Raw genomic sequence first — 6,233 nt, 5'->3', positions numbered from 1 at the left:
TGGAGCGGGAGACGAGTCTCGAACTCGCGACCTCAACCTTGGCAAGGTTGCGCTCTACCAACTGAGCTACTCCCGCAGGGGCACTACCAAAATCCAACTAAGGTGTTTTATGCTGCAACACGCTGTTATCTCACAACATCTTGCGTTAAACCAACCCTATCTCGCTGCTTTCGTTTGCGTCGTCAGCAACGAGAATGAGATTATGCAAAGAACTGCTCTCGTCGTCAACACCTTTTCAAAAATTCTTTTCACTTTTGCGCGCCGGCGCGCGCCACCATCCCGCTGCGTTCGCGGATCTGCGGCCAGGCAAGCTTCATGTAATAGAACATCGACCACAGCGTCAGCACTGCCGCCACGTAGATCATCCACGTGCCGAGCAGGTGAGCATCGAAGCCGAGCAGGCGGTCGCTGTACAGCAGCAGCGGGATCGCCACCATCTGCACCGTGGTCTTGAGCTTGCCGAGGAAGTTCACCGCGACGCTCTTGGAAGCGCCGATCTGCGCCATCCATTCACGCAGCGCCGAAATGGTGATCTCGCGCCCGATGATCACCAGCGCGATCAGGTCCGTGACCCGGCCCAGCGCCAGCAGCGAAAGCAGCGCCGCCGTCACCATCAGCTTGTCGGCGACCGGGTCCAGGAAGGCGCCGAACGACGAGGTCTGGTTCCAGCGCCGCGCAAGGAACCCGTCCAGCCAGTCCGTGACCGCGGCAATGATGAAAAACGACGCCGCCGTCAGGTTCTTGGCATGCATCGGCAGCCACGCGTCGGGCAGGTAGAACACGCCTACCACCAGTGGAATCATGGCGACACGAAGCCAGGTCAGCAGGATCGGGAAATTGAAGGGCATGGAACTCGGGCGGCGGGGGACGGTAACCAATCTTGCGATTGTCGCCGATTTCCGGACCAATCGACCATCATTGGCCAATTTCCCACCCCGCACCGCCCCGCGGCCCCGCGCGCTCAGTGCAACTGCCGGTAGATCTCTTCGGCCAGGCCGCGTGAAATGCCCTCGACGCTGGCCAGCTCATCGATGCTGGCGGCCATCACGCCGCGCAGCCCGCCAAAGCGGGTCAGCAGCTTCTGGCGCCGGCGCGCGCCGATGCCCTCGATCTCTTCCAGGCGCGAGGTGGTGCGCGTCTTGGCGCGGCGCGCGCGCATGCCGGTGATGGCAAAGCGGTGCGCCTCGTCGCGGATCTGCGCCACCAGCATCAGCGCGGCGCTGCCCTGCCCCAGCTCCAGCGAGGGACGGCCATCGGCGAACACCAGCGTCTCCAGGCCGACCTTGCGGCCCTCGCCCTTGGCCACGCCGACCAGCAGCCCGATATCCAGCCCAAGCTCTTCGAACACCTGCCGCGCCACCTCGACCTGGCCCTTGCCGCCGTCGATCAGCACGATCTGCGGCACCTGCGCCGCGGCTTCGCTGCCGGCCTCCATGCCGCCGTCTTCCTGGATCTGCTCGACCAGCTTCTGGTAGCGCCGCGTCAGCACCTGGCGCATGGCCGCGTAGTCATCGCCCGGGATGATGTCCTGAATGTTGTAGCGGCGGTATTCGCTGTTCTGCATGTCGTGGTGGTGGTACACCACGCACGACGCCTGGGTGGCCTCGCCGGCGGTATGGCTGATGTCGAAGCACTCCGCGCGCAGCAGCGCCAGGTCTTCCAGATCCAGCCCGATGGTTTCGGCCAGCGCGCGCGTGCGCGCCTCCTGGCTGCCCTGCTCGGCCAGCCGGCGCGACAGCGCCAGCGCCGCGCCCTGCTGCGCCATCTCCAGCCAGACCTTGCGCTGGCCCTGCGGCTGGCGCACCAGCGTGACCTTGCGCCCGGCGTGCAGCGTCAGCGCCTCGAGCACCGTGGCATCGTCCGGCGCATGGCTGACGACGATGATGGGCGGCGCCGGCTGCTCCAGGTAGTGCTGCACCATGAAGGCCGACAGCACCCGCGTGGCGATGCGGTCGACGGTCAGCGGCAGCGCGGCTGCGGCGCTGTCCGCCCCATCCTCGCGCTCCTCGGCGCGTTCATCGGCATCCTCGACGATCATCGCCGCTTCGTCGGCATGGGCCGGGAAGTAGGCCTTGTCGCCCAGATGGCGGCTGCCGCGCACCATGGCCAGGTTGACGCAGGCACGCCCGCCCTCCACCGCCACGGCCAGCACGTCGATATCGCGCGCCTGCCCGCCCACTTCTTCCACCGCCTGGCGCTTGAGCACGGTCGACAGCGCCGCGATCTGGTCGCGCACGGCCGCGGCCTGCTCGAATTCCAGCCGCTCGGCGTGCTGTTCCATCTTGCCCTGCAGGCCCTCCAGCACCTCGGTCTGGCGGCCTTGCAGGAAGCGCGCCGCGTTGGCGACGTCGCGCGCATAGTCTTCTTCGCTGATGGCGTTGACGCACGGCCCGGTGCAGCGGTGGATCTGGTGCAGCAGGCACGGCCGCGTGCGGTTGTTGAAGACGGTGTCCTCGCAGGTGCGCAACTGGAACACCTTCTGCAGGATCTGCATGCTCTCGCGCACCGCATAGGCGCTCGGGAACGGCCCGAAGTACTGGTGCTTGCGGTCGGTGGCGCCGCGGTAGTACGCCATGCGTGGGAAGCGGTGCCCGGTCAGCTTCAGGAACGGGTACGACTTGTCGTCGCGGAACAGGATGTTGTAGCGCGGCGCCAGCGCCTTGATCAGGTTGTTCTCGAGCAGCAGCGCCTCGGCCTCGGTGCGCACCACCGTGGTATCGATGCGGGCAATGCGCGCCACCATCATCGCAATGCGCGGCGACAACTGGGTCTTGTTGAAATAGCTCGATACCCGCTTCTTCAGGTCGCGCGCCTTGCCCACGTACAGAACATTGCCGGCAGCATCGAAATAGCGGTACACGCCCGGCAGGCCGGGCAGGCGGGAAATGACCGGGCGCGGATCGAACGGCTCCGGCGGCGCTTCAACAGACGCCTCGGCAGTCACCTCGGCTGGCTGGGCGGCCGGCGTTTCGGGCGGCATTTCGGCCGGAACTTCGTCGGCGGGTTTCGGGGAATCGGGTTGCTGGTCGGACATTGGGGACGGTGACCGCTACACGGCCTGCGCGCATCAAAACGGCATGGCCTCTAAAATCGCAAGTTTAGAGCAATTCAGCGCGCGCCCCGCCCGCGCGCCCCTCACCTGTCATGCCTATCCGCTCCTGGGACATCTTCTGCACCGTAATCGACAACTTCGGCGACATCGGCGTCTGCTGGCGGCTGGCCCGCCAGCTGGCGCAGGAGCATGGGCACGCGGTGCGGCTGTGGGTCGATGACCTGGCCAGCTTCGCGCGGCTGGCGCCGGAACTCGATACCGGCGCCACCGTGCAGCGCCTGGCGGGCGTGGAGATTCGTCCGTGGCGGCCGGGTGGCGATAGCGACGTGGATGACACCGCCGGGGTCGAGCCACACGATGCCGTCATCGAAGCCTTCGCCTGCGATGTGCCGCAAGCCTTCCTGGCCCGCATGGCCGCGCGTGACCCCAAACCCGCCTGGATCAACCTGGAATACCTGAGCGCCGAGCCGTGGGTACGGGAGCACCATGCGATGCCCTCGCCCCATCCGCGGCTGCCGCTGGTGAAGCATTTCTTCTTCCCCGGCTTCGAGCCGGGCACCGGCGGCCTGCTGCGGGAATCGATGCTGGGCGCGCAGCGCGCAGCCTTCCTCAGCGGCACGGCCGCCCAGGCGGCCTTGTGGCACCGGCTGAGCGTGACACCCCGGCCCGATGCGCTGCGCGTGAGCCTGTTTGCCTACCGCAACCCGGCCCTGCCCGTGCTGCTGGAGCAATGGCGCGATGCCGCCGAGGCGGTCCATTGCCTCGTGCCCGCAGGCCTGGCCGCGGACCAGGTCGCCGAATGGCTGGGCACCCCGCTGCGGATTGGCGATCCGGTGCAACGCGGCAGCCTGTGCGTGCAGCTGATCCCTTTCGTACGCCAGGAGCACTTTGACGAACTGCTGTGGGCCTGCGACCTGAACTTCGTGCGCGGCGAGGATTCCTTCGTGCGCGCGCAGTGGGCGACACAGCCGCTGGTGTGGCATATCTACCCGCAGGACGATGCCGCGCACCGGACGAAGCTCGATGCCTGGCTCGACCTGTTTCGCCAGAGCGGCGTGGCGCCGGAAGCGGCCAGCGCGCTGACGGAGTTCTGGCACGCCTGGAACGGTTTTGGCGTTCCCCTCGACTGGCCGCGCCTGCGTGCGCACCTGCCGGCACTTGCTGCAATCGCACCGCGCTGGGAGCGGCGCATGCAGCATCCCGGCGATCTTGCCGCCAACCTGGTGGCCTTTTGCGAAAATCAGGTAAAATGATCGGTTGATTCAAATGGCGACCGGGCCGGAGAACCAGGGCCTTTCCCAGGCGTCAGACTGACACTGGGCGAAGACCTGAATGCAAGCTGAGCACGGGGTCGCGAGCGCGTGAACGCCTCTCGTTGGGGCTCACAGGCTCACCGCAGGTGATGCCGGCAGCGCGCCTTCGCCATTCCAAATTCCTACTTTCTATTTCAGGAAAACAGTTCAGATGAAAATCGCACAGGAACTCCGCGTCGGTAACGTGTTCATGATCGGCGGCGATCCGATGGTCGTGCAGAAGGCCGAATACAACAAGTCGGGCCGCAACGCCGCTGTGGTCAAGATGAAGTACAAGAACCTGCTGACGGACGCACCGGGCGAGTCGGTGTTCAAGGCCGACGACAAGTTCGAAGTCGTGGTGCTCGAGCGCCGCGAATGCACCTACTCGTACTTCGCTGACCCGATGTACGTGTTCATGGACGCCGACTACAACCAGTACGAAGTCGAGAAGGACAGCATGGGCGACTCGCTGAACTACCTCGAAGACGGCATGAATGTTGAAGTGGTGTTCTACAACGACAAGGCCATCTCGGTTGAAATGCCGACCACGCTGGTCCGCGAAATCGTCTACACCGAGCCGGCCGTCAAGGGCGACACCTCGTCGGGCAAGGTGCTCAAGGGCGCCAAGATCAACACCGGCTTCGAGCTGCAAGTGCCGCTGTTCTGCAACATCGGCGACAAGATCGAAATCGACACCCGCACCGGCGAATACCGTAGCCGCGCCAACTAAGGCGCTCGCTTCGCCCCGCTTCAGCGCGGGGCCGGTCAACAAAAATGGCAGCCTCGGCTGCCATTTTTGTTTCTGCACGCAGCCCCGTTCAGGCGATCAGGTCGTGCTCTTTCAGCGTGCGCAGCGCGGCGCGGTACTCGCCTTCCTGGTGCAGCTTGTTCCAGTCCAGTGGCTTCCTGCGCGCGAACAGCTTGCGGATGCGGCGCTGCGAGGTCTTGTCGATGCCCACGTCCAGCTCGCTAAGCAACTGGTCGGCGCGCTCCGGATGGTTGCAGATCAGCACCATGTCGCAGCCCGCGGTCAGCGCGGCGCGCGCGGCCTCGGTGACATTGCCGGCGACGCTGGCGCCTTCCATGCTGAGGTCGTCGCTGAAGATCACGCCCTCGAAGCCCAGCTGGGCGCGCAGCACATCCTGCAGCCAGTAGCGCGAGAAGCCGGCCGGGTTCGGGTCGACCTTGGGGTAGATCACGTGCGCGGGCATCACCGAAGACAGCGACAGGCCCAGCCATTCATACGGGCGCGCATCCTGCTCCAGGATCTCGTCCAGCGAGCGCTCGTCGACCGGGATCGCCACGTGCGAATCGGCCTCGACATAGCCGTGGCCGGGGAAGTGCTTGCCGCAGTTGCTCATGCCGGCCAGCAGCAGGCCGTGGTTCAGGTGGCCGGCCAGCATCGACACCACGCGCGGATCGGCGTGGAAGGCGCGGTCGCCGATCACGGCGCTGCGGCCGTAGTCCAGGTCCAGCACCGGGGTGAAGCTCAGGTCGATGTCACAGGCGCGCAGCTCGGCGGCCAGCACGTAGCCGCAGGCCACGGCGGCCTTGGTCGCGGCCAGCACGTCGCGCTCCCACAGCCCGCCCAGGCGGTGCATCGCCGGCAGGTGGGTGAAGCCGTCGGTCTTGCAGCGCTGCACGCGCCCGCCTTCATGGTCGATGCAGATCAGCACGTCGTCGCGCACTGCTCGGATCGCGCGCGTCAGCGCCAGCAGTTGCGCGCGCGACTCGAAATTGCGCGCGAACAGGATCACGCCGCCGGTCAGCGGATGCGCGATGCGGCGCGCATCCTCCGCGTCGAGCTGCTTGCCGACGACGTCGAGGACCACCGGGCCCGGCCGCTTGCCGGAGTTCTTCTTGGACATGGAAGTTGTTGGATTCAC

The 6,233-nt window shown here is 66.1% G+C and carries 5 protein-coding genes and 1 tRNA gene; 2 read left to right on the top strand and 4 right to left on the bottom strand.

The genetic code is table 11. The features are described 5' to 3' along the window. From AC3WL8_RS11795 to uvrC, 3 genes are all read right to left on the bottom strand, one after another. Positions 1–76: transfer RNA gene (locus AC3WL8_RS11795), tRNA-Gly, on the bottom strand. A 172-nt stretch (positions 77–248) separates the two neighbouring features. After that, positions 249–848 (bottom strand): CDP-diacylglycerol--glycerol-3-phosphate 3-phosphatidyltransferase, encoded by a 600-nt coding sequence (pgsA, locus tag AC3WL8_RS11790; RefSeq protein ID WP_013957352.1) that lies wholly within the window; start codon positions 846–848, stop codon positions 249–251. Positions 849–961: 113 nt separating this feature from the next. Further along, entirely contained in the window at positions 962–3,034 is a 2,073-nt protein-coding gene (gene uvrC / locus AC3WL8_RS11785; protein WP_371827373.1) for an excinuclease ABC subunit UvrC, read from the bottom strand. Positions 3,035–3,144: 110 nt separating this feature from the next. On the opposite strand from uvrC, the gene earP reads away from it, so the two are divergent. Both earP and efp read left to right on the top strand, forming a co-directional pair. Continuing rightward, on the top strand, positions 3,145–4,305 hold the full coding sequence (earP, locus tag AC3WL8_RS11780) for an elongation factor P maturation arginine rhamnosyltransferase EarP (protein ID WP_211979958.1): 1,161 nt from the start codon (positions 3,145–3,147) through the stop codon (positions 4,303–4,305). A 211-nt stretch (positions 4,306–4,516) separates the two neighbouring features. Further along, positions 4,517–5,077 (top strand): elongation factor P, encoded by a 561-nt coding sequence (gene efp, locus AC3WL8_RS11775; RefSeq protein ID WP_010814696.1) that lies wholly within the window; start codon positions 4,517–4,519, stop codon positions 5,075–5,077. An 88-nt stretch (positions 5,078–5,165) separates the two neighbouring features. On the opposite strand, the gene nagZ is transcribed toward efp, so the two are convergent. After that, on the bottom strand, positions 5,166–6,215 hold the full coding sequence (gene nagZ / locus AC3WL8_RS11770; protein WP_153954744.1) for a beta-N-acetylhexosaminidase: 1,050 nt from the start codon (positions 6,213–6,215) through the stop codon (positions 5,166–5,168). Between the last annotated feature and the right edge of the window lie 18 nt (positions 6,216–6,233).

The organism is Cupriavidus sp. FW305-F7 (assembly GCF_058782875.1).
Note: the sequence above shows the minus strand (reverse complement) of the source record. Positions and strands in the feature narration are given on the sequence as shown.

Bases quoted from the DNA above. Each gene is read 5' to 3' on its own strand.
- nagZ (WP_153954744.1), bottom strand. From the start codon at position 6,215: ATGTCCAAGAAGAACTCCGGCAAGCGGCCGGGCCCGGTGGTCCTCGAC.
- earP (WP_211979958.1), top strand. From the start codon at position 3,145: ATGCCTATCCGCTCCTGGGACATCTTCTGCACCGTAATCGACAACTTC.
- pgsA (WP_013957352.1), bottom strand. From the start codon at position 848: ATGCCCTTCAATTTCCCGATCCTGCTGACCTGGCTTCGTGTCGCCATG.
- efp (WP_010814696.1), top strand. From the start codon at position 4,517: ATGAAAATCGCACAGGAACTCCGCGTCGGTAACGTGTTCATGATCGGC.
- uvrC (WP_371827373.1), bottom strand. From the start codon at position 3,034: ATGTCCGACCAGCAACCCGATTCCCCGAAACCCGCCGACGAAGTTCCG.